Source organism: Pseudomonas fluorescens, assembly GCF_018614775.1.
GTDB lineage: Bacteria > Pseudomonadota > Gammaproteobacteria > Pseudomonadales > Pseudomonadaceae > Aquipseudomonas > Aquipseudomonas fluorescens_BY.
Genome location: NZ_JAGGOF010000106.1, coordinates 1 through 21318, shown reverse-complemented (window position 1 = coordinate 21318; position 21318 = coordinate 1). Strand labels below are relative to the sequence as shown.

Genomic DNA, 21318 nt, shown 5'->3' with positions numbered 1-21318 from the left:
TGTTGCCTCCACCCAATCATTTGAACTTCAGAGGTCATGAATTCCGGGGCCGCTGCAGGCCCCTTGTGGGAGCGAGCCTGCTCGCGATGACGGTTCCGGAGCCGCCGTGAACATTGCGTCACTGAACAGCTCCGTACGCCGCGTGTCGTAGCTACATCACGCCACCGGTTCAGGAGCTATATGGACACTCACAAAGACGGCAAGACCCCCGACCTTTCGGCTCAGGAACAGAAAGAGGTTGACCGCAACCAGCCGCCCCGGGCGGCGGTATTGCATGAAATCATTCGCACCCAGGGCAATCAGGAGCTGGAGCGCAGTGTCGCCGCGCTCTGGTGGTCGGCCCTGGCGGCGGGGTTGACCATGGGCCTGTCGTTGATGGCGATGGGGTTGCTCAGCTCCCGGCTGCCGGACCACGAAGGCTTCAAGGTGATCGCCAGCTTCGGCTACTGCGCAGGCTTTCTCGCGGTGATCCTGGCTCGTCAGCAGTTGTTCACCGAAAACACCCTGACCGCCGTGCTGCCGGTCATGAGCAAACCCACCCTGGGCAATTTCGGCCGGTTGCTGCGGCTCTGGAGCGTGGTGCTGGTAGGCAACCTGTGCGGCACCTTGCTGGTGGCCTACGTGATGCTGCACCTGCCGATTTTCGACCAGCGCACCGACCTGGCTTTCCTGGAGATCGGCCGCAAGGTCATGGAAAACGACACCGGCCAGATGTTTGCCAAGGGCATCATTTCCGGCTGGATGATCGCCACCATGGTCTGGATGATCCCTTCCATGGAAAGCGCCAAGATGTGGACCATCATCCTGATCACTTACCTCATGGCGCTTGGCGATTTCACCCACATTGTCGTTGGCTCGGCCGAAGTGTCCTACCTGGTTTTCGCCGGCCAGTTGTCTTGGGGGGACTTCTGGTTGGTCTTCGCCGGGCCGACGCTGGCAGGCAACATCGTCGGCGGGAGCTTCATCTTCGCCTTGATCAGCCATGCGCAGATCCGCAGCGAAGTCGGCCTGCCCAAAGACAAGCCCTCCGCGACACTGGCGCGGCGCAGCGACTCGCCGTAAGCGTCGGCTATTTGAACTGCATGTTGCGCAGTGTCTCGCGGGTGGTTGACTCCGGGTTGAGCATCCCCGTGTAACGCGACCTGTAGTTCGCGATGACGCGCTCAAGTGAATGGTTGAACGCGATCCTCTGCTCACCTGAATGGTGGGACGCGTTTGGACCTTGCATGTCCTGCAGGTCGCGGATCACCCCGTTTATCAGCTTGATGTTCGCCTCGGGCTGGCCGTTGAGAAAGCGCGCGGGGTTCAGCACGTTTTGCACCACATTACGGATGCGCGTGGCAATGTCCTGCAGGTGCATGTTCTCGACAGCGTGATGGGTCACTTCGGAAATGACGCCGGGCGCGCCCTTGTCCCATTTGGTGGCCGCCTGGAGGAACTGCATGAAATCCGGGTCACTGCCCTGATTGAGGCGTTTGGCTAGCCATTCCAGCTTGCCAGGATGATCTGCAAGTTGGTCGAGGGCCCAGATGGCCTGGTGCATCGACGGCGTGGGTTCAAGCGCGGCGGACGTCTTGTTGGCCTCCTGGATCGATTCCTTCAATTGCGCCAGGGCGCGTTGCGCCTGCCCCCTGAAGGCGATCACCTCGGCGCAGGCCTCGTCGCCTTCCAGTTCTGCGCTCAGTTGCTCGAAATCGGTGTCGCTCAACGCCAACAGGGCGTCCTCGATCGAGGCAAACGAAAAGGTTTGCTGCGTGGCGTCGCGCTTGTCCAGATGGGTCTGGACATCCTTGCGCAGTTCTTCCTGGAGATGATTCTTGGTGTCCTTGGACATCCTGAAATTGACCGTCCCGCCTAACAGGCCGCGATAATCGCCTTCATCTGTTTTCATTCGTACTACGACAGTCTGCTCGGCATAGTGCTTCAGTTGTTTGGCATTCCACGCAGAACTGGCCGTATGAGGGGCCTTGAGCACTCTGTCGACCAGCGCCGATATCCCCGTGCCTCGCTGGGTTTCCTGGTTCGCTTCCTCGGCCTCGAATACCAGGATCAAAGGTTCGCTGTCCGGGATCGGACTCAGGAAGGCGGCCGGGTTATAGAGGTCAGGTACCGGTGTGTTGTTCAGGATGCCGCCATCGGCACATGCCGTGGTTGCGCCCATCGGTTGGAACGGCTGCCCCTGCAACGTCGGCTTGCCGAACACCAGCGGCAGCGACGCGGAGATATGCGCGGCCACGGCAATGTCCATGTCGGGGGTCAGGTCCGCGCTGAAGACCACCAGTTGCGTGCCTTCCTCGAACATGGCCGTGCCGGTGATTTCCACGGATTTGATTTGCGGGATTTCTTTGCTCAGGGCTGCCAGGTCGGCAAACGTGACGTATTGGTTCCTTTCCACATTGGCAACGGCTCGTTGCGCTTCTTCGGAAAGAGGCTTTGGGTGTTCTTTGCAACGCTGCAAAAGCGCCGTGCAAGCCTCTTCCCTGATCAGTTTCTCCAGTGGCATTCCTTTGGAGCCCAGGCGTGGCAGCAAATCACACAGCAACTGTGCCAGTGGGAGTTTTTCCAGTTTCTCGCCCAGTCTCGACAACCCGTTCTGGATTTTCCTGACATTAGGGTGGGTGCTGTCGAGCAAGGAGATGAGGGGGATATCATCAGAGATCCTGTCGAAGCCCTCATGATTCATACCGCTGGCGAGCAGCGCTGCCGATATGGCCCCCGCAGAGGAGCCTGAAATCGTTCTGATCGTGTCCATGACGCCGTTGGCTTCGAGTGTATCGACGAATCCGGAATAAGCTACTCCCTTGGCGCCACCGCCGCTCAGGACCAGTTCTGTGATGGGAGGCCGCTTCATACTGACTTGGGCGTTACCGTCTTCATTTCGAACGAGGGTGATCGACCGGTCCGTCGCGCCGCAGGCCAATGGTTGGGGAAATTCCGGGAGCGCTTGTTTTGCGAGCTGGCCCAAGTTTTGAAAAATGTAAGGGGAAGGGGAGTGTCGCGAGATTACTGGCATTCTGGTTCGTTCCGTGTGCCTGGAGGGGGAGCGGAACTGTAAGCAAGATCTGAAGGCTAATTACGCTGTGACGCAATTGGACAACTATCCGCCGGCTGCGAACAGCCGTCGGCGGATGTCTATGAAAAGCGCTCTGGAACAGGGCTTCCGGAAGGTCGGTAAAACAACCCGCACGGATGGGTACAACGTCTTACTGAAGGCGTCGCCCATTCGCGCACGGGCAGGGCAGGTTTCTCAGACCCTCAAACAGCGATTGCCGCCAAGCGTCGTTGTCGACGGATAAAGAACAAGGCGGTCAATAGCGTGAGGCCGCTGACCACGGCTCCCGTCCACGGCAAATCCGCCAGGTCCGCCCCACTGGCAACCACCAGCCCGCCGATCCAGGCCCCCGCCGCGTTGCCGAGGTTGAATGCGCTCTGGTTCAGGGTCGAGCCGAGATTCGGTGCTTCGTGGGCCTGATCGATGATCAGCAGTTGCAGGATCGGGCACAGGGCGAAGGCAAAGATGCCCCAGAGCACCAGGGTGATCGCCGCCGGGATCACCGATCGGCTGGTCTGGCTGAACGCGGCCAGGACCAGGACAACGGCCAGGGTCATCGCCACCAAGGCCGGCAACAGGCGGCGGTCGGCCAGGCGCCCGCCGAGAAAACTGCCTGCCGTCAGGCCAACACCGAACAACAGCAGCATGACGGTGACGCCGTGAGGGCTGACGCCGGTGATGTCCTGCAGGATCGGCGCGATGTAGGTGAACACACTGAACAAACTCGTGGAAGCGAGCACGCTCATGCCCAGGGCCAGCAACACGTTGACCTTGCCCAGCACCTTGAACTCGCTGGCCAGGTTGGCTTTCTCCGTGGGGATGTCCTTGGGCAGCCAGGCCCATTGGGCAATGGCTGCGATCACGCCGATGACCGACACGGCCCAGAACGTCGAGCGCCAGCCGGCATATTGTCCCAGGGCCGTGCCCAGCGGCACGCCGAGGACGTTGGCCAGGGTCAGGCCGGTGAACATCATGGCAATCGCCTGGGCCCGTTTGTTCGGCGCCACCAGCCCGGCGGCCACCACCGAACCGATGCCGAAGAACGCCCCGTGGCACAGCGCCGTGATGACCCGCGCGGCCATCAGCGTCGCATAGTTGGGCGCCAGGGCGCAGAGCACGTTGCCCAGAATGAACATCAGGGTCATGCCCAGCAGCGTTGCCTTGCGCGGCATGTTGGCGGTGCCGACGGCCAGGACCGGCGCGCCGAACACCACGCCCAGGGCGTAGCCGGTGATCAGCAACCCGGCGTGAGGTATGCTCACGGCGAGGTCGCGAGCGACATCGGGCAACAGCCCCATGATGACGAATTCAGTCGTGCCGATGCCGAAAGCGGCGACGGCCAAAGCAAGCAAGGCGAGTGGCATGCGCAAGGTCTCTGTCTGTAGTCTTGACGCTGTTCAGGCATACGCAGGCCGACACCGGGCTCAAGTGAAACCGGGTATCAGCGGAATTATTGGAATTGGAATATGCGCAACTGAGTGCGGCGTGGTTGCGTGCAGTATAAACAGCTGCCCCTGGATCGCGAACCCGTTCGTCTCTGGTGTGGGTTGGTATGCGGATGATGAAACTCTGAGCGGCGCCCTGAAGCTCTATTTTTCCATGAAACTCAAAGAAGGAACTGCGTCATGACGGTTGCCCTGTGGTGTATCTTGATTGCGATCATCCTGCCTTACCTGTGCATTGGCCTTGCCAAGGCCGGCGGAAAATACCGGTTGCGTGACAACCATGACCCCCGGGATTTTCTCGAAACGCTCGACGGCTGGCCACGGCGCGCCTATGCCGCGCAGCTCAACAGTTTTGAAATCGCCCCGGCGTTCGCCGCTGCAGTGATCGTTGCGCACCTGGCCGGCAATGCCGAGTTGGTGACCATCAACGTGTTGGCAGTGCTGTTCATCACCAGCCGCCTGCTCTACATCATCTGCTACCTGGCGGACTGGGCGATCCTTCGTTCGCTGGTGTGGTTCGTGGGGGTGGGGCTGGTCTTGAGTTTCTTCTTTGTTTCGGTTTGAGCCTGGCTGCTGACTCCTGGTGCCTGTGCTGGCCCTATCGCGAGCAGGCTCGCTCCCACACTTGCTCGGCGCTGAGCATGACATGTGGGAGCGAGCCTGCTCGCGATGAGGGCGGTACTGGCGACAAGTCCCTCAAGGTTTGGCGCTGACCGCATCCGTCACCTGCGGCACTTGCGGCAGCGCCGTGCCCTTGGGCCAGAGCATCCAGATCTGTCCCTGCTGTTTCATGTCCCCGGCCAATTGCCCTGCGGCATCGCCGGTGCCCCAGAACAGGTCCGCCCGCACTTCACCGGTGATTGCGCCACCGGTGTCCTGGGCGGCGACGGGCCGGTTCAAGGCGCTGCCGTCGGGGCGTGTCGTGGAAAGCCACAGCAGGCTGCCCAGTGGAATCACCTTGCGATCCACCGCCACGCTGTAGCCCGCCGTCAGCGGCACATTCAGCGAGCCTCGCGGGCCTTCGTTGCTATCGGGGTTGCGGTTGAAAAACACGTAGCTGGGGTTACTGCCCAGCAACTCGGGAATCCGCTTCGGGTTGGCCTTGGCCCAGGCCGCGATGGTGCCCATGGTCACGTCTTCCTTCTTCAGCTCACCCTGGTCAACCAACCAGCGGCCGATAGGCCGATAAGGGTGGCCGTTCTGGTCCGCATAGCCAATGCGCAACTGGCGACCATCATCGAGTCGAATCCGACCCGAGCCCTGGATTTGCAGGAACTGCAGGTTCATCGGGTCGGTCAGCCAGGCGATCACCGGCGCCTTCACCCCTTTGGTTTCGATGCTGGCCGCGTCGTCGTAGGGCTTGAGCACCCGGCCTTCGAGACGACCGCGCAGGCGCTTGCCCTTGAGCTCGGGATAGAGACTGTCCAGTGCGACGATGATCATGTCGTCGGGTACGCCGTACACCGGGATATTCGCCGTGGCGGTCGGGGTGAGGCTGCCGGGATAGACCGGTTCGTAATAGCCGGTGATCAGGCCGTTGGGGCTGTTGTCCCCCGAGCGCAGGCCATAGACGTCCAGGTGCTGTTTCAGAAAGTTGCGCACATTCGCCGCAGACTGCGGCACATTGGCTGCCGCCGCGCAGGTCGGGCCCCAGGTCGGATCCGCCTTGAGTCGGGTGCAGGCACTGCGCCAGGAGGCGAAACCGGCCAACAGATCCTGATCGGACACGGGCGGCAGCGCTTCCCAAGACGCGCTGGCGTAAGTGGCGAGGGCGTGGGTCTGGGGCGCTTCGGTTTTTTCACCACGATTGCAGCCGGCCAGCAGCGCGATCAGCGGTAGGGTCAACGCCAGGCCCAGGTGCCAGGTCTTGAAGCGGCTGTTCATGAAGATTTTCCTTTACAGTCATTCGAACGCTGCCATGCACTCGAACAACCCGTATTGTTGATAGGGCCATTGGTCTTTGCCGATGACGCGAGGATACTAACCGCCGTTTCCTGTCCCGAGGCCAAGATGTTTGTAAAACGATTTTCCGTGGCCGTGCTGGCCTGCCTGCTGTTGTCCGCCTGTGGCGGCGTCGATCCCGATTCTCCCTTGGGCCAGCGCAAGTCGATCTTCAAACAGATGCTCAAGACCGGCGAAGAGCTGGGCGGCATGTTGCGTGGTCGCGTCCCGTTCGACGGTGCGCGATTCACCGAGGGCGCGGTGCAACTCGATCAACTGTCCCATGAGCCGTGGAAACACTTCCCGCAGGTACGCGAGCAAGACCACACCAGCGCCCGGGATGAGGTCTGGCAAAAACAGGCGCGCTTCCAGGAACTGGCGCGCAATCTTGAAGCGGCGACCGGTGAGTTGGTGATTGCCAGCAAGCTCCAGCCCTACAAGGCCAGCAACCTGGGGCCGGCGGTGCAAAAGGTCGAGGATGCGTGCAGTGCCTGTCATAAGGAGTTTCGGGATTATTGAAGTGGGGCAGTTTCAAGTTGCCAGCTACAAGCTGCAAGTAAAGGGCTCGCGGTCCGCCGAAGCTTGTAGCTTGTAGCTTGTAGCTTGTAGCTTGTAGCTTGTAGCTTGTAGCTTGTAGCTTGTAGCTTGTAGCTTGTAGCTGCTACTTATCCAACTCATCCACCGCTTCCTGCAGTTCCTTGCGGGAGGCTGCCAGCTTGTCCTTGCGCTTGTTGATCCGCTCGGCGTCGCCTTTTTTCATGGCTTTTTCCAGGTCGGCCTGGCGCCGGCTGACTTCGTGCTTGGCGTCCAGCACCTTGCTTTCACGCTCCTTGCGCAAGGACGCGTCGGTGCAATGGCTGGTGACTTCGCTCAGCGCCGTTTCCAGGCCCGCCTGCTGGTCCTGATTGCCACGGGACTTGGCCAGTTCGATCTGGTTGATGATGCCTTGGCGCTTGGCCGCGCAGCCGGTGAGTTCCGGCGCTTGCTCGTCCGCCATCAACGGGGCGGCCATGGCGCTGCACAAGACCAGCAGGGCAACGGGGGACAGGAAATTCATAGCAACTCCGTAATTAAATCGCGAGCGGTCGGCACAGATGCGCTGTTGGAGCACAAATGGCCCTTCGGGTTCAACCGCCCGAGCGCGGATCAGAACCCGTCGACCCCGGCGGTACGTAATACCTCACTCAAGGCCAACACCTGAGGGTCGCGAAAGAACGCGCTCAATTGCGCGGCGCGGCCCGGTCCGATACCGGCTTCGGCTTGCCATTGTTCGGTGCTGCGCTCGGCCAGCGTCTGCCAGGGGCCTTCCAATCGAGCCTCGCCAGCGGACGGCAGGCCAAGGGCCTTGAGCCATTGCCCGAAGGGACGCTGTCGGGCGCTGTGCAGACTGGTGAGCAGGCGCTTGCTGCTGAGTTCGCCGAAGCCGCTCATGTTAACAAGCTCGGCGGCATCGAGGGTCATCCAATCCAGCAAACCGTCGAGTCGACCGGCCGTCAGGAGTTTTTCCCAGGTGCCGGGGCCGACATGGGGCAGGGCAAGCCCCTGTTTGCCGCTGAGCCAGTTCAGGCGCGCGAGAAACTGGCTTTCGCAGCCGGGTGTCGGTTGCCAGCAGCTCAACAGGTGATAGTCGTCTGCCACCGGAGCATTGACGGCTTCCCTGACGATACTGCGCAAGACGACGCCGTTGAGTCGCGGAATCGTCAGCCCGGCCAGGCTGATGGCGACCCGGTCGCCGGGACGGATGTCGAGTTCTTCCCAGCGCTTGAGGGAGCTGACGCTCACCCGGCGGATCCGTCGGTCGTCGAGCAGGGTGGGTTCAAGGTCCAGTACCGGCGTGATCCGTCCGGTTCGACCGATCCTGAAGCGCACCTTGCGTACTTCGGCCAGCGCCTGTGCATGTGGGTACTTCCAGGCCACGCTCCAGAATGGCGCCCGGGCCTGCCAGCGGTCGGCACTCGGGCGGTGGCTTTGGCGCAGGACGATGCCGTCGCTGGCGAACGGCAGCGGCGTGCGATACCAGTGGTCGCGCCAATGCTCGGCGTCGGCCAGGGCCTGGACAGGCTGGTTATAGGCGACGGTGTCCGCGAAGCCCAGCTTGCCCAAGGCTGTCATCCGGTCGGGCAGGGTGTCCGGCCCCTCGGGCCAGTCCCAGACAAACAGGCCGATGTGCGCCGCTTCCTGCGCCGTCAGATTGCGCCGCGCCATCAAGCCCGCCACCGTCCCCCGAGCGTTGCGGCTTCCGCTGCTGGCCTGGACGTGGCCGTCCAGTCGCCAATACAGCTCGCCCTGCACGAGCAGGTCCAGGGGTTGCTGCAACTGTTGGGGGATGGCGCCGATTTTTTCTGCATTCAAGGTCCAATCGTGCCCCCGGACACCGTTGCCACGGCTGATCGCCTGGTGCAGCAAGCCCTTGCGGTAAATCAGCGTGACGGCCACGCCATCGACTTTCGGCTGGGCCCAGACATTCTCACGACCGTGCAGCCAGGCCTGCGCCGCTGCGGCATCCTTGAGCTTTTCCAAACCGGTATGAACCACCGGGTGCGGCACCTTTCCTCCTGCCGTGCGCAAAGGGCTGGCCGGCATCTCCAGGCCAAGGCAACGACGCCATTGGCCCAGTTGCAGGCGAGCCTGATCGTAGAGTTCATCAGCCACCGGCGAATGGCCGCCACGGTGATAGCTGTCGTCCCAGGCGTCGACTTGCCGTTGCAGGGCAGTGACCTCTGCGTGGGCCCGCTCAGCGGGCCAGTCGGGACAGGGCGCCGCGATAACGGGGCTGGCAATGAAGACAAGACAGGCGAGTAAAAGCGATAACGGTGGCATCGAGGCATCCTTGCTCGTTGAGTCACCGCAAGGCTAGTCGCTGTCGCGAACCTTGGGCGCACCGGACCATTACCGGGTTTTACCAAGCCTGATGGCGAAGTCGCGGCGGTACAGTCCGATGCGATTTAGCCGCGCAACTGTCTCTTGAAGCCGTCACGGGGCGGCGCAGAATGAGTCCTCGATCGACTCTTGCCTGGAATGCCTTCGATGGACCTGACGACACTCGCTGTTTTCATCCCGGCCTGTTTTGCCCTGAACATGGCGCCGGGGCCGAATAACCTGCTGTCCATCAGCAACGCCTCGCGTTATGGCTTCGCCCGGGCGTGCAGCGGCGGCATCGGTCGGTTGCTGGCGTTTGCGATCATGATTGCCCTGGCGGCGGCGGGGCTCACTGCGGTGCTGCACACGTCGGAGTTGTTGTTCCTGGGGATCAAGCTCGTCGGGGCCGGTTATCTGTTCTACCTGGCCGTGCAGTTGTGGCGGGCCCGGCCCGAAGCCGACAGCGAAGCCGTGGTCGCGTCGAAGGGGATGGCCAATCTGGCGCGCCAGGAATTCCTGGTGGCAATCGGCAATCCGAAGGCGATCCTGTTGTTTACCGCGTTTCTGCCGCAGTTCGTCGACCGCGCAGGCGACATCACCCAACAATTTGCCATGCTGGGCGGGCTGTTCCTGGCGTTGGAGTGCATTGCCATCGGGCTCTATTGCTACATGGGCATTCATGCGCGGCGGCTGTTTGCGCGGCCAAGTGGCAAGCGTTTGTTCAATCGGCTGTGTGCGGGGCTGCTGGCGAGCGCGGCCTCGTTTTTGCTGGTGGCGCGCCGCTCCTGAAACACCAGGAGATAGATTTCATTGCCTTTATTGCGGGCAAGCCTTGCTCCCACAGCGGCCACGCATGAAAAAGCCCCTGGCGACTTGATCGCCAGGGGCTTTTTCACAACAGGGGTATTACAGGCCGGCAGCGGCGCGCAGGGCGTCGGCGCGGTCGGTTTTTTCCCAGGTGAAGGTGGTGAAGGTGTCGTCGCCGACGGTCCGGGTTTGCGGCGTGCGGCCGAAGTGACCGTAGGCGGCGGTTTCCTGGTACATCGGGTGCAGCAGGTCGAGCATGGTGGTGATGGCGTAAGGACGCAGGTCGAACACTTCACGCACCAGCTTGATGATCTTGTCGTCGCCGATCTTGCCGGTGCCGAAGGTGTTCAACGAGATCGACGTCGGTTGGGCGACGCCGATGGCGTAGGACACCTGGATCTCGCAACGCTCGGCCAGGCCTGCGGCGACGATGTTCTTGGCCACGTAACGACCGGCGTAGGCCGCCGAACGGTCCACCTTCGATGGGTCTTTGCCGGAGAACGCGCCGCCACCGTGACGGGCCATGCCGCCGTAGCTGTCGACGATGATCTTGCGACCGGTCAGGCCACAGTCGCCCACCGGGCCGCCGATGATGAAGTTGCCGGTCGGGTTGATGTGGTACTGGGTGTCCTTGGTCAGCAACTCGGCAGGCAGCGCGTGCTTGACGATCAGCTCCATCACGCCTTCGCGCAGGTCTTTGTACGAAACCTCTGGATTGTGCTGGGTGGACAGTACGACGGCGTCGATACCCACCACCTTGCCGTTTTCATAGCGGCAGGTGACCTGGGACTTGGCGTCCGGACGCAGCCACGGCAGCAGGCCGGATTTGCGGGCCTCGGCCTGGCGCTGCACCAACTGGTGCGAGAAGGTGATCGGAGCCGGCATCAGCACGTCGGTTTCGTTGCTGGCATAGCCGAACATCAGGCCCTGGTCGCCTGCGCCCTGATCTTCCGGCTTGCTGCGGTCGACGCCTTGGGCGATGTCCACCGATTGCTTGCCGATGATGTTCATCACGCCGCAGGTCGCGCCGTCGAAGCCGACCTCGGAGCTGTTGTAGCCGATGCCCAGGATGACGTCGCGGACGATCTGTTCCAGGTCGACCCAGGCCGATGTGGTGACTTCGCCGGCGATGATTGCCACGCCCGTTTTCACCAGGGTCTCGCACGCCACGCGGGCGAACTTGTCTTCAGCAATGATGGCGTCCAGCACCGCATCAGAGATCTGGTCGGCGATTTTGTCCGGATGCCCTTCAGACACGGACTCGGAGGTGAAAAGGGAGTATTCGCTCATCTCGATGTTTTCCTACAAGTTACCGTTGGTGAGTGTCGCCAGTCGGTCGCTGAAAGTGGCGAACCTGGATCTGGAAACCATTGCGTAAGCCTACGTAGAGGCTTTCCCCGGGCACGAGGCCCGCAGCGGAGGCCCAACGGGCCAGGTCATCCTGTTCAAATCCCAGCCAGAGATCTCCGCAGGCCTCCCTGGCCCAGCTCTGGTTGTGGCTGCATAACTCGGTCACCAGCAGGCTGCCGCCCGCTTTCAGCAGCTCGGCCATGTGCTTGAGTGCATCGGCCGGCGCGGCAAAGTGGTGAAGCACCATATTCAATACAACGCAGTCGGCCTGCAGATTGACGCCGTCCAAGGCATCGGCCAGTTGCAGGCTGACGTTAGCCAGGTTTTCGCGCTCACACACCTGGCGTGCCAGTTCGAGCATGGCCGGGCTGTTGTCCAGCGCCGTGACCTGATGAAAACGTTGCGCCAGCTCCGGCAGGAACGCACCGTCGCCGGGGCCGACTTCGATTGCGGTGGCAGTGGGCTCGAAGCTTAGTTTGTCGAGCAGCGTCACCACGCTTTCGCGGTATTGCGGCAAGCCGGCAATCAGGTCTTGCTGGGCGCGAAACTTCTCGGCGACCCGGGCGAAAAAATCCTGGCTGGCGGCCGCTCGTTGCCTGTGGACCTGGGCGATGCGTGCCTGCACTTCGGTCGGCAGGTGCAGGGCGTCCACTTCGTCCAGCAGCGCAGCGTGCAGCTTGCCGCCCAGAAGGTCGGTGTGGGGCAGGGCGCGGCGATAGAAAATGGCGTTGCCTTCCCGGCGCGTCGCCACCAGGTCGGCCTGGGCCAGGACCTTGAGGTGGTGGCTCATGCCGGACTGGCCGATGTCGAAAATCTGCGCCAGTTCCAGTACGCCGAACGAGTCGTTAGCCAGGGCGCGCAATACATTGAGCCGCAACGGATCGCCGCCGGCCTTGCAAAGGGCCGCCAGCTCATCGCAATCGTCGTGGCGAATGGAAGGCACGTGTAAGTTCATAGGGCCGCAGTCTAGTGAGGGGGGCGGCGCATCGCAAGTTCAATATCAAAAAGTTTTGATATTGCTTGATAAATGGCACTTCCCCGTGTGTGCTTGACTCTACAATCCGTCAGCGGAAAGGTTTCACCCGGCGAATGCGACGTTATCCACCCGAAAAACACCCGCGGATGACTATCTGTCATTGCCCCGGGCGGGTGCGTGAGGGAAAATGCTCGCCTTTTTCAGTTTCGTTTTATTCATTCTCGATTCAATTCCCGCAGGAGATCAGCGATGCCCAGCCGTCGTGAGCGTGCCAATGCCATTCGTGCCCTCAGCATGGATGCCGTGCAGAAAGCCAACAGCGGCCATCCCGGTGCCCCCATGGGTATGGCGGATATCGCCGAGGTGCTTTGGCGCGACTACCTCAAGCACAGCCCGAGCAACCCATCGTTTGCTGACCGCGACCGCTTCGTGCTGTCCAACGGTCACGGCTCGATGTTGATCTATTCGCTGCTGCACCTGACCGGCTACGACCTGTCGATCGATGACCTGAAGAACTTCCGCCAGCTGCACAGCCGCACCCCGGGCCACCCGGAATACGGCTACACCCCTGGCGTGGAAACCACCACCGGTCCGCTGGGCCAGGGCCTTGCCAACGCCGTGGGCTTCGCCCTCGCGGAAAAAGTCCTGGCGGCGCAGTTCAACCGTCCAGGCCATAACGTCGTCGATCACCACACCTACGTGTTCCTCGGTGATGGCTGCATGATGGAAGGCATTTCCCACGAAGTGGCCTCCCTGGCCGGTACCCTGGGCCTGGACAAGCTGATCGCCTTCTATGACGACAACGGCATCTCCATCGACGGCGAAGTCGAAGGCTGGTTCACCGACGACACCCCCAAGCGTTTCGAGGCCTACAACTGGCTGGTGATCCGCAACGTCGACGGCCACGATCCGGAAGAAATCAAGACCGCCATCGAGACCGCCCGCAAAAGCGCCCAGCCGACCCTGATCTGCTGCAAGACCACCATCGGTTTCGGCTCGCCGAACAAGCAAGGCAAGGAAGACTGTCACGGCGCGCCATTGGGTGCCGAGGAAATCGCCCTGACCCGCGCTGCGTTGAAGTGGAGCCACGGCCCGTTCGAAATTCCGGCTGACATCTATGCCGAATGGGACGCCAAGGAAAAAGGCCGCGCGACCGAAGCCGAATGGGATCAGCGCTTCGCCGGCTATTCCGCCGAATTCCCTGAGCTGGCCAACGAGCTGGTGCGTCGCCTCAGCGGCGAGCTGCCGGCCGATTTCGCCGAAAAAGCCTCGGCGTACATCGCTGAAGTCGCGGCCAAGGGCGAGACCATCGCCAGCCGCAAGGCCAGCCAGAACACCCTGAACGCCTTTGGCCCACTGCTGCCGGAGTTGCTCGGCGGCTCGGCTGACCTGGCCGGTTCCAACCTGACCCTGTGGAAAGGCTGCAAGGGCGTCAGCGCTGAAGACGCCAGCGGCAACTACATGTACTACGGTGTGCGCGAGTTCGGCATGAGCGCGATCATGAACGGCGTCGCGCTGCACGGCGGCCTGGTGCCTTACGGCGCCACCTTCCTGATGTTCATGGAATATGCTCGCAACGCCGTGCGCATGTCGGCGCTGATGAAAAAACGCATTCTGTATGTGTTCACCCACGACTCCATCGGCCTGGGCGAAGACGGCCCGACTCACCAGCCGATCGAGCAACTGGCAAGCCTGCGCTGCACGCCGAACCTGGACACCTGGCGCCCTTGCGACGCCGTGGAATCGGCAGTGGCCTGGAAGCATGCCCTCGAGCGTAACGACGGCCCGTCGGCGCTGATCTTCTCCCGTCAGAACCTGCAGCACCAGAACCGCGATACTGACCAGATCGGCGACATCAGCCGCGGTGGCTACGTGCTCAAGGACTGCATCGGCGAGCCTGACCTGATCCTGATCGCCACCGGCTCCGAAGTCGGCCTCGCTGTCCAGGCCTACGACAAGCTGACCGAGCAGGGCCGCAACGTGCGCGTGGTGTCGATGCCATGCACCAGCGTGTTCGATGCCCAGGACGCCGGCTACAAGCAGGCGGTGCTGCCGCTGCAGGTCAGCGCCCGGATCGCCATCGAGGCTGCCCATGCCGATTACTGGTACAAGTACGTCGGCCTGGAAGGTCGCGTGATCGGCATGACCACCTACGGCGAATCGGCGCCTGCGTCGGCGCTGTTCGAGGAATTCGGCTTTACCCTGGAAAACATCCTGGGGCAGGCTGAAGAGTTGCTGGAAGACTGATCCGAAAATTGCGTCGTTTGTTCCGACGCCATCGCGAGCAGGCTCGCTCCCACAGGGTCCGTGGAGATCCCAGTGGGAGCGAGCCTGCTCGCGATGGCGATGGTTCAGGCAGCAACGAACTGAAGGATTCATCACGGTAATCGAGACCCCCATGCCCCAACCGCGTCCCTACAAAGTTGCACTCAACGGCTACGGCCGGATTGGCCGTTGCGTCTTGCGTGCGTTGTTCGAGCGAGGGGCGAGGGCCGGGTTCGAGATTGTCGCGATCAACGACCTGGCCGACATGGCCAGCATCGAATACCTGACACGCTTTGACTCCACCCACGGCCGGTTTCCCGGCGAAGTACGAGTCGAGGGCGACTGTCTGCATATCAATGGCGACTGCGTGAAGGTCCTGCGCAGTGCCACCCCCGAAGGCATCGACTGGGCGTCCCTGGACGTCGATCTGGTGCTCGAATGTTCCGGCGCCTACCACACCCGCGAAGATGGCCAGCGCTTTCTCGCGGCCGGTGCGCCACGGGTGCTGTTCTCCCAGCCGATGGCCAGCGAAGCGGATGTGGACGCGACCATCGTCTATGGCGTGAACCAGGATTGCCTGACCGGCGATGAGTTGCTGGTGTCCAACGCGTCCTGCACCACCAACTGCGGCGTGCCGCTGCTGCGCCTGCTGGACCAGGCCATTGGCCTGGAATATGTGTCGATCACCACCATCCACTCGGCGATGAACGACCAGCCGGTCATCGACGCCTATCACCATGAGGACCTGCGTCGCACCCGTTCGGCGTTCCAATCGGTGATTCCGGTGTCCACTGGTCTGGCGCGTGGCATCGAGCGGCTGCTGCCGGAACTTGCGGGGCGAATTCAGGCCAAAGCCGTGCGGGTGCCGACGGTGAACGTGTCCTGCCTCGACATTACGATGCAGACCGTAAGCGATACCGATGCCACCGAGGTCAACCGGATCCTGCGCGAAGCCGCCACCAGCGGCCCGCTCAAAGGCCTGCTGGCCTACACCGAGTTGCCTCATGCCAGTTGTGATTTTAACCATGACCCTCATTCGGCCATTGTCGATGCCAGCCAGACCCGGGTTTCCGGGCCGCGGCTTGTGAACATCCTGGCCTGGTTCGACAACGAATGGGGTTTCGCCAACCGAATGCTCGACGTTGCGGAACATTACCTGCAAGCGGCGACTTCGTTGGCGGCCTCTGCTTCCAACAAACCTGCTCTCTAAACAGTCACCCAGGAATTGCGACCCATGACCGTGTTGAAGATGTCCGACCTCGATCTGCAAGGTAAGCGCGTACTGATCCGCGAAGACCTCAACGTCCCCGTCAAGGACGGTGTTGTCACCAGCGACGCGCGCATCCTGGCTTCGCTGCCGACCATCAAGCTGGCCCTGGAAAAAGGCGCGGCCGTGATGGTCTGCTCTCACCTGGGGCGTCCGACCGAAGGCGAGTTCTCGGCGGAAAACAGCCTCAAGCCTGTGGCCGATTACCTGAGCAAGGCCTTGGGGCGCGAAGTCCCGCTGGTGGCCGACTACCTGGGCGGCGTCGACGTGAAGGCCGGCGATGTCGTGCTGTTCGAAAACGTGCGCTTCAATAAAGGCGAGAAAAAGAACGCCGACGAACTGGCCCAGCAATACGCTGCCCTGTGCGACGTGTTCGTGATGGACGCCTTCGGCACCGCCCACCGCGCCGAAGGCTCGACCCATGGCGTGGCGAAATTCGCCAAGGTCGCCGCTGCCGGCCCGCTGCTGGCCGCCGAGCTGGACGCGTTGGGCAAGGCCCTGGGCGCCCCGGCCCAACCGATGGCGGCCATCGTCGCTGGCTCCAAGGTCTCGACCAAGCTCGACGTGCTCAACAGCCTGAGCCAGGTCTGCAACCAACTGATCGTTGGTGGCGGCATCGCCAACACCTTCCTCGCCGCCGCCGGTCACCCGGTCGGCAAATCCCTGTATGAGCCAGACCTGCTGGACACCGCCCGGGACATCGCCGCCAAGGTCAGCGTGCCGTTGCCGGTGGACGTGGTGGTCGCCAAGGAGTTCGCCGAGGGCGCTGTCGCTACCGTCAAGCTGATTGCCGACGTGGCCGAAGACGACATGATTCTCGACATTGGTCCGCAAACCGCGGCCAACTTCGCTGAACTGTTGAAGTCGTCGCAGACCATCCTGTGGAACGGCCCGGTCGGCGTGTTCGAGTTCGACCAGTTCGGCAACGGCACCAAGGTGCTGGCCCAGGCTATCGCCGAGAGCGCGGCGTTCTCCATCGCGGGCGGCGGCGACACCCTGGCGGCGATCGATAAATATGGCGTGGCCGAGCAGATCTCCTACATTTCTACCGGGGGTGGCGCGTTCCTCGAATTCGTCGAAGGCAAAGTGCTGCCAGCGGTGGAAGTCCTGGAAAGCCGGGCCAAGGCCTGAGGCTTCATTGGCCAGGCAAAGGAGTGTTCTGATGGTCAAGACGTTCACGTTGTTGTTGGCGGCGACGCTGATGGCGGCCTGCTCCAGCAGCCCGGAGGCCACGGCTCCGGAAACCGCGACGCCAACGCCTGAAGAAGGCTGCTACCAGGCCGAGTGGCAAGCCGAGACCAACCCGGTGCTGAACAAGCGTTCCGGGCCGGACGGCCTGGACAAATACGAGACGCAAACCCCGGCCAAGGAACATGGTTGTCCTTGACGGGTCTGACTCTTTAACTCATGGCTGGCGGCATGTGCCGCTGGTCGAGGAACACCGATGAAAGGCTTGATCGCCGTTGCGGCGTTGGCATTGCTGGCCGGTTGTGCGCAGTTGGGCTTTTCCAGCGCGTCCGGGCCCGTGGCGGGCTGGACGACCTGGACCTGCGACAGCGAGGCCAAGGTACTGTGGCGCTACACCGATCCCGCTCATCAGGAAGTCGACGTGCGCCTCGGCGGCGCCGATCAGGTTTATCACCTGAAACAGGAACCGGGCGCCTCGGGCTCGCTGTACAGCGACGACATGCTGGCGTTTCACGTCAAGGGTGAGGAGGGCCTGGTGTATTGGGTCGCCACCAATGACTTGATCGGGCGGGGTTGCAAGGCGCAGTAAGACACACCACGGAATTACTGCAGAAGCAGATCCAAGTGGGAGCGGGCTTGCTCGCGAATGCGGTCAGTCAGCTTGCCTCTTTGTTGAATGTGAAGCTGCATTCGCGAGCAAGCCCGCTCCCACAGGATCGCGTCAGTATTTGGGTTTATGGCAACACCGAATTCGCAGCCAGGGCCAATGTCCGACCTGCAATGACTTGAATAGCCGCCGCCGCTCCGGCAGGCTGGCACGATTAACGACCCTCGACCGGGAGAGAGACACACATGGCACTTATCAGCATGCGTCAGATGCTGGACCACGCAGCCGAGTTCGGCTACGGCGTCCCAGCCTTTAACGTCAACAACCTTGAGCAGATGCGCGCCATCATGGAAGCCGCTGACAAGACTGACTCCCCGGTGATCGTCCAGGCTTCGGCCGGCGCCCGCAAATACGCCGGTGCCCCGTTCCTGCGGCACCTGATCCTGGCGGCCATCGAAGAATTCCCGCACATCCCGGTGTGCATGCACCAGGACCACGGCACCAGCCCGGACGTCTGCCAACGCTCCATCCAACTGGGCTTCAGCTCGGTGATGATGGACGGCTCCCTCGGCGAAGACGGCAAGACCCCGACCGATTACGAATACAACGTGCGCGTCACCCAGCAAACCGTCGCCATGGCTCACGCCTGCGGTGTTTCGGTGGAAGGTGAGCTGGGCTGCCTGGGCTCGCTGGAAACCGGCATGGCCGGTGAAGAAGACGGCATCGGTGCCGAAGGCGTGCTGGATCACAGCCAGATGCTGACCGACCCGGAAGAAGCCGCCGACTTCGTCAAGAAAACCCAGGTCGATGCCCTGGCGATCGCCATCGGCACCAGCCACGGCGCCTACAAGTTCACCAAGCCACCGACCGGCGACGTGCTGGCGATCGACCGTATCAAGGAAATCCACAAGCGCATCCCCAACACCCACCTGGTGATGCACGGTTCGTCCTCGGTGCCGCAGGAGTGGCTGGCGATCATCAACCAGTACGGTGGCGACATCAAGGAAACCTACGGCGTGCCGGTTGAGGAGATCGTCGAAGGTATCAAGTATGGCGTGCGCAAGGTCAACATCGACACTGACCTGCGCCTGGCGTCCACCGGTGCCATGCGTCGCTTGATGGCGACCAATCCTAGCGAGTTCGATCCGCGTAAGTTCTTTGGCGCGACTGTGACCGCGATGCGTGATGTGTGTATTGCGCGCTATGAGGCGTTTGGTACGGCGGGGAATGCTTCGAAGATCAAGCCGATTTCGCTGGAAGCCATGTATCAGCGTTATCTGAAGGGTGAGTTGAACGCCAAGGTCAACTAAGGTTAGAACGGAAAAACCCGCATTGATTAATGCGGGTTTTTTATGCGCGGGATCTGCATTGTTTTTTGGCTTGAAAGAGCGTGAGCCAATCTAGCCAGCATGGGGATCCTAGTTTCGCGTCTTAATCGTGCAGATTAAGGCTGTGGTTAGGTTCGGCAGTGCCATAAATTCTTGGGGTTGGGCCGAGACCTGCTGTGTTATGTGCTGGGAATGTGATTTCAGGCGTGCGAGGCATGTTGGTTCTCCAAGTTCAATAAGGAGCGAAGCTCGTACTTCCTGGCCGTGCTTCGGTCGACTTTGTGCTGATGGGTTAATTGCACTCGATGCTCTTTATCTTGCCTTCTGCGTCGACGGTAATGCTGAGGCGACTGCTGTTCGCTCCGTCTTTGGTTAAAAACGTTCCTCCTGGCGGTGTGCTCCTGACGATATCTGCTCCTGCTCGGGCCTTTGCATCCTTCTCGGTAGCGGCGTCGAACTTTTTGCCGATAAGGTCCTTGACGAGTGTTGCATCGCAGGCACCATCCTGCGCATGGGCGGCTACACCCATCAGTAAGGTCGTTGCAAGAATCAATAGTTTAAAGGTCATGGTTAAGCTCCCTTTTACATGGACCCCCGCCTGGGGGCGGGTGGAGCTAGCCTGATGTGTGGGAATGCATAGCGCTACTGTCATAGCTGACAGTTTTTTATAAGTTTTCAGCTGGCGTTTTCAAGCGTGGTATTCGTAAATCTTCTAGTGGCTGTCAACACTGACAGTAGGCCGTTTTCAAAGCAGCAGCGACACTTCCAATATCCAGCATCAACGATAGATAGAGGCGGATATGAAATGGGCCTTGGTTATGGAGTCCGGTGTTCACGACTGTTACGTCAGTAAAATAGTCGAGTCGGAATTCAAGCCGCCCTACCATCCGACCCACCTGCGAGGATGGCGCTGGATTGCCCTCGAACCGGATGACGGTCTAAAGGTTGGCGATAGCTGGCGAGGTCACCCCCTCGACCCGCCGGCGGTTGAGCCGCCAACGTCAGACAGGACCAGGCGTTCGTTCTAGGGGGCATTCAAAAACTTCACGGTTAATGGCGAAATCGATCATTCATTCGGTCGTGAGGCACCATGCTTCTCGCGCCCGCGGGTCTACGCGGACCGCTGGTCGTCATGGAAAGTGGGCACATCCTTGCGACGGGCGTCATTGATGGGGCAGGTGCATTGGTCGCCAAGTACCGATTCGATGGGAGCCTGGAGCCGACATTCGGAAATGAGGGATACGCCACTTTCGTTCCCGTTGACGGGCGCCCGGCAGTGTGGCGCACCCTGGTATTGCAGTCGAATGGAAAACTGATAGCGGCTGGAGGAATCGGCGTCAAGGGGACGCATACCACCGATGCAGTTGTCCTGCGCCTCAACGGCGATGGAACCGTCGATGGCACGTGTGGCGTTCTGGTGCTCTGCCGACAACCGGGAGCGCACCTGGTCAACGCTCAGTGTACAGAGGGGTCTGCTTTCAATGCGTCGTAAGCTGGCGCTACTTGGCCTACGAGCCAGCTCTCCAAGGCACGATCACGAGCCAACAGCGCACGAAGACCATCCCGAATGACTTCGCTTTCAGTGGCGTATTCACCGGCAGCGACCTTGGCTTTCACTGCCTCGGCCATCTGGTTCGGCAGAGTAATGCTGAATTGTTGAGTGCTACGCATGATGGAGCTCCGGGATAGGACAGGATTTAATCCTGCTCTGCTATATGAAGTATGCCCATGACCTCATGGACCGTTCATCTGGACGGACAGGGCAGTAAAAGCACGAGCATCAGAGCAATAGGAATATCTACGTAGCTGACCCACCGTTTATCGCGAGCAGGCTCGCTCCCACAATGGGATTCCACAATGGGACTGGCGTGCACCCCAAAGAGCCAGGTCGGCTACTAGGCCGCCTCGGCGAGGGTTTGATCTGGGGCGCCCCGTTAACCACGATGGCCGAAAGGCGGTATTGCGTAGTGGGTACCCCGGCATGGATGCCGGGGTAGCCGCGCTGGACCATGGATGGTCCTTCGCGGCGGGCCCACGGAGCAATGCCTGCGTTCGGGCATGCCGAGCCTAGGCGAGGCACCGAGTGGTGGGGCATGTAGGGAACAACCACATGGGTTACAAAAAAGTGCATTCACATAGGTGACACTTTGATGGAAACATAACCGTTCTTTGCATCCCTCGCGTTCACGTGACCCAGGATCACCGGCCCAAAGATCACGTTCCATACCCCATC

19 protein-coding genes are annotated in these 21318 nt (G+C 61.4%); 10 read left to right on the top strand and 9 right to left on the bottom strand.

The window, feature by feature from the left end:
- Positions 1 to 180 precede the first annotated feature (180 nt).
- Positions 181 to 1062, top strand: a complete 882-nt coding sequence (locus J7E36_RS23505) for a formate/nitrite transporter family protein (protein ID WP_215008448.1) — start codon at positions 181 to 183, stop codon at positions 1060 to 1062.
- Positions 1063 to 1069: 7 nt separating this feature from the next.
- On the opposite strand, the gene J7E36_RS23500 is transcribed toward J7E36_RS23505, so the two are convergent.
- Positions 1070 to 3013, bottom strand: a complete 1944-nt coding sequence (locus J7E36_RS23500) for a patatin-like phospholipase family protein (protein WP_215008446.1) — start codon at positions 3011 to 3013, stop codon at positions 1070 to 1072.
- Between the two features lie 242 nt (positions 3014 to 3255).
- Positions 3256 to 4416, bottom strand: a complete 1161-nt coding sequence (locus tag J7E36_RS23495) for an MFS transporter (protein ID WP_215008444.1) — start codon at positions 4414 to 4416, stop codon at positions 3256 to 3258.
- A 261-nt stretch (positions 4417 to 4677) separates the two neighbouring features.
- Between J7E36_RS23495 and J7E36_RS23490 the strand changes: the two genes are divergently transcribed.
- On the top strand, positions 4678 to 5061 hold the full coding sequence (locus J7E36_RS23490) for an MAPEG family protein (protein ID WP_215008442.1): 384 nt from the start codon (positions 4678 to 4680) through the stop codon (positions 5059 to 5061).
- A 132-nt stretch (positions 5062 to 5193) separates the two neighbouring features.
- On the opposite strand, the gene mltA is transcribed toward J7E36_RS23490, so the two are convergent.
- Positions 5194 to 6381, bottom strand: coding sequence for a murein transglycosylase A (mltA, locus tag J7E36_RS23485; protein WP_215008440.1), 1188 nt, complete (start codon positions 6379 to 6381; stop codon positions 5194 to 5196).
- 126 nt (positions 6382 to 6507) lie between these two features.
- Between mltA and J7E36_RS23480 the strand changes: the two genes are divergently transcribed.
- Positions 6508 to 6957 carry a c-type cytochrome gene (locus J7E36_RS23480; protein WP_215008438.1) on the top strand — a complete coding sequence of 150 codons (450 nt, stop codon included), beginning with the start codon at positions 6508 to 6510 and terminating at the stop codon, positions 6955 to 6957.
- A 142-nt stretch (positions 6958 to 7099) separates the two neighbouring features.
- On the opposite strand, the gene J7E36_RS23475 is transcribed toward J7E36_RS23480, so the two are convergent.
- On the bottom strand, positions 7100 to 7495 hold the full coding sequence (locus J7E36_RS23475; RefSeq protein ID WP_215008436.1) for a DUF1090 domain-containing protein: 396 nt from the start codon (positions 7493 to 7495) through the stop codon (positions 7100 to 7102).
- Between the two features lie 89 nt (positions 7496 to 7584).
- A complete protein-coding gene (ligB, locus tag J7E36_RS23470) occupies positions 7585 to 9258 on the bottom strand; it encodes an NAD-dependent DNA ligase LigB (protein ID WP_215008434.1) in 1674 nt (557 codons plus the stop codon).
- Positions 9259 to 9465: 207 nt separating this feature from the next.
- Here ligB and J7E36_RS23465 point away from each other — a divergent pair, with 207 nt between their 5' ends.
- Positions 9466 to 10086: a LysE family translocator gene (locus J7E36_RS23465; protein WP_215008432.1), complete on the top strand. Its 621-nt coding sequence runs from the start codon at positions 9466 to 9468 to the stop codon at positions 10084 to 10086.
- Positions 10087 to 10203: 117 nt separating this feature from the next.
- On the opposite strand, the gene metK is transcribed toward J7E36_RS23465, so the two are convergent.
- Entirely contained in the window at positions 10204 to 11394 is a 1191-nt protein-coding gene (metK, locus tag J7E36_RS23460) for a methionine adenosyltransferase (RefSeq protein WP_215008430.1), read from the bottom strand.
- Between the two features lie 19 nt (positions 11395 to 11413).
- Complete coding sequence (locus tag J7E36_RS23455; protein WP_215008428.1) at positions 11414 to 12409, bottom strand: ArsR/SmtB family transcription factor; 996 nt, start codon at positions 12407 to 12409, stop codon at positions 11414 to 11416.
- A gap of 270 nt (positions 12410 to 12679) precedes the next feature.
- Here J7E36_RS23455 and tkt point away from each other — a divergent pair, with 270 nt between their 5' ends.
- From tkt to fba, 6 genes are all read left to right on the top strand, one after another.
- Positions 12680 to 14677: a transketolase gene (gene tkt / locus J7E36_RS23450; RefSeq protein WP_215008426.1), complete on the top strand. Its 1998-nt coding sequence runs from the start codon at positions 12680 to 12682 to the stop codon at positions 14675 to 14677.
- A 151-nt stretch (positions 14678 to 14828) separates the two neighbouring features.
- Positions 14829 to 15905, top strand: coding sequence for an erythrose-4-phosphate dehydrogenase (gene epd, locus J7E36_RS23445; RefSeq protein WP_215008424.1), 1077 nt, complete (start codon positions 14829 to 14831; stop codon positions 15903 to 15905).
- A 24-nt stretch (positions 15906 to 15929) separates the two neighbouring features.
- Positions 15930 to 17093: a phosphoglycerate kinase gene (locus J7E36_RS23440; protein WP_215008422.1), complete on the top strand. Its 1164-nt coding sequence runs from the start codon at positions 15930 to 15932 to the stop codon at positions 17091 to 17093.
- Positions 17094 to 17124: 31 nt separating this feature from the next.
- Positions 17125 to 17349 (top strand): hypothetical protein, encoded by a 225-nt coding sequence (locus tag J7E36_RS23435; protein WP_215008420.1) that lies wholly within the window; start codon positions 17125 to 17127, stop codon positions 17347 to 17349.
- Positions 17350 to 17406: 57 nt separating this feature from the next.
- On the top strand, positions 17407 to 17739 hold the full coding sequence (locus tag J7E36_RS23430; RefSeq protein ID WP_215008418.1) for an MliC family protein: 333 nt from the start codon (positions 17407 to 17409) through the stop codon (positions 17737 to 17739).
- Positions 17740 to 18002: 263 nt separating this feature from the next.
- On the top strand, positions 18003 to 19067 hold the full coding sequence (gene fba, locus J7E36_RS23425) for a class II fructose-bisphosphate aldolase (protein WP_003177554.1): 1065 nt from the start codon (positions 18003 to 18005) through the stop codon (positions 19065 to 19067).
- 310 nt (positions 19068 to 19377) lie between these two features.
- On the opposite strand, the gene J7E36_RS23420 is transcribed toward fba, so the two are convergent.
- Together J7E36_RS23420 and J7E36_RS23410 are read right to left on the bottom strand one after the other, a co-directional pair.
- Positions 19378 to 19653, bottom strand: a complete 276-nt coding sequence (locus J7E36_RS23420; RefSeq protein ID WP_215008416.1) for an I78 family peptidase inhibitor — start codon at positions 19651 to 19653, stop codon at positions 19378 to 19380.
- A gap of 887 nt (positions 19654 to 20540) precedes the next feature.
- Positions 20541 to 20756, bottom strand: a complete 216-nt coding sequence (locus tag J7E36_RS23410; RefSeq protein WP_231286540.1) for a type II toxin-antitoxin system ParD family antitoxin — start codon at positions 20754 to 20756, stop codon at positions 20541 to 20543.
- Positions 20757 to 21318 lie beyond the last annotated feature (562 nt).